The sequence below is a fragment of the Moorena sp. SIO3I6 genome, assembly GCF_010672095.1.
Genome location: NZ_JAAHHU010001183.1, coordinates 1 through 1,590, shown reverse-complemented (window position 1 = coordinate 1,590; position 1,590 = coordinate 1). Strand labels below are relative to the sequence as shown.

The window sequence follows — 1,590 nt, the reverse complement described above, 5'->3', positions numbered from 1 at the left end:
CGGGGAACCCGGCCTTAGAGGTGCGCACCTAAGTGTTGTCAACTGATATCATGTCCGGTTGAATACTTATCATTCCTTGATAATTGATGATCACTACTCATTGTTCCGACAACACCGATTTATGAACAGGCCATGACAGATTGGTGGACGTTTTATCAATGACTGATCACTAACGACAAAACGCAACAGACCATTTTAAAAGTGATTAACCGGACTTGATCTAACACATCTATTATTTAATTGAGGGGTATAACCCGTCATGCCAACTATTAAATAGTATGCTCTACTCAAGAATGTGGATCAAGAGGCACACATTTTTGTTGTTGTGCTTTAATCTTTTGCTGAACTTTAACTGGTACTCCCTTCACTGCTTTGCCATAGAGCCGTTGAAACTCCCGCTCAAAATGGGCAGCCACGATCGGGCTATGAATAACTAACACCGTCTCATCGTTCCTGGTATTTGCTGCTTTTGACCAGTTGTGAGACCCTGTAATCACTATCTTTCCATCCAGAATGGCAAATTTGTGATGTAAGACATCTCCTTCTGGCAACTGAGGCACACCGACGGTAGCAATCGGTTGACGCCAAGGACGGTTACCAGTCTCATATTTACACTTGTGAGCAACAGCTACTCCCATCATGTCCAAACCCTCACTGTAATAGCGAAAGGCAAAACTTGGCTCAATTAGCGCTTTGACCTTAACACCTTGTTGATGGGATTCCTCTAAAACATTAGTTAGCCGTTGCTCGGAAAAGACAAACAAAGCTATGTGAATGGTTTCCTTAGCCTGAGGAAGGATTTCAGCGATCAGACCATTGCTACTCTGATGCCAAGGTTTGGTAGTGGAGGTTGGGGAGAATTGTATCGCGATAGTTGTATCCCCCACACTGGTATCCCCCACACTGGTATCCCCCACACTGGTATCCCCCAGTGTCACCTGCTCTACTGGTCGCCATGGCTTCTTGAGACCAAACTTACTGTCTGGTTTACCCCCAGCACCATCCCCCCACATCAGGTTAAATTCCTGGGTGAATTGGTTAGCTAACTCTACACTGTCAATCTTGAGCAGATTGTTGGCATTGCCACGACTCTCTCGAAACTGAAAGTCACCATGTAGATCACTAAGAGTGAAGTTGGCTGAGGTAATAATAGAAACTTTGTTATCAATAACTATAAACTTATGATGCATTAAGCCACTGCCCCGAGAACCATCCGCTGTGTCATCAATCATAGGTACACCACCATTTCCTAAGATGATTAAAGCGTCTCCTTCTGAAATTTCCCTTGCACTCAGCTGACCATCTCCGTCACGGTCGATCAATATTAGGGACTCATTGTAGCGTGAGCGTTCTCTTTGGCGCAGTTTTGCCACTGACTCAGCGGTAAGTTTACTGACCGGAAGACTGTAGTTATTGTCTAAAATGACTCTGACCTTGACACCAGCTTGCTTACGTTCTACTAGAGCTTGGGCAATTCTGGGCATACGCAACTCCTGAACCGCCACATCTACTGTTGACTTTGCTGATGCGATCGCATCCACAATCACTTGCTCCAAGTTATCTCCCTCCCGAGTTACTCCCCGGTAAGGA

At 45.3% G+C, this 1,590-nt stretch carries 1 protein-coding gene; it reads right to left on the bottom strand.

The window, feature by feature from the left end; genetic code table 11:
* Positions 1 to 287: 287 nt before the first annotated feature.
* On the bottom strand, positions 288 to 1,590 hold a 1,303-nt coding region (locus F6K49_RS47490; RefSeq protein ID WP_293109506.1), incomplete at its 5' end, for a phospholipase D-like domain-containing protein.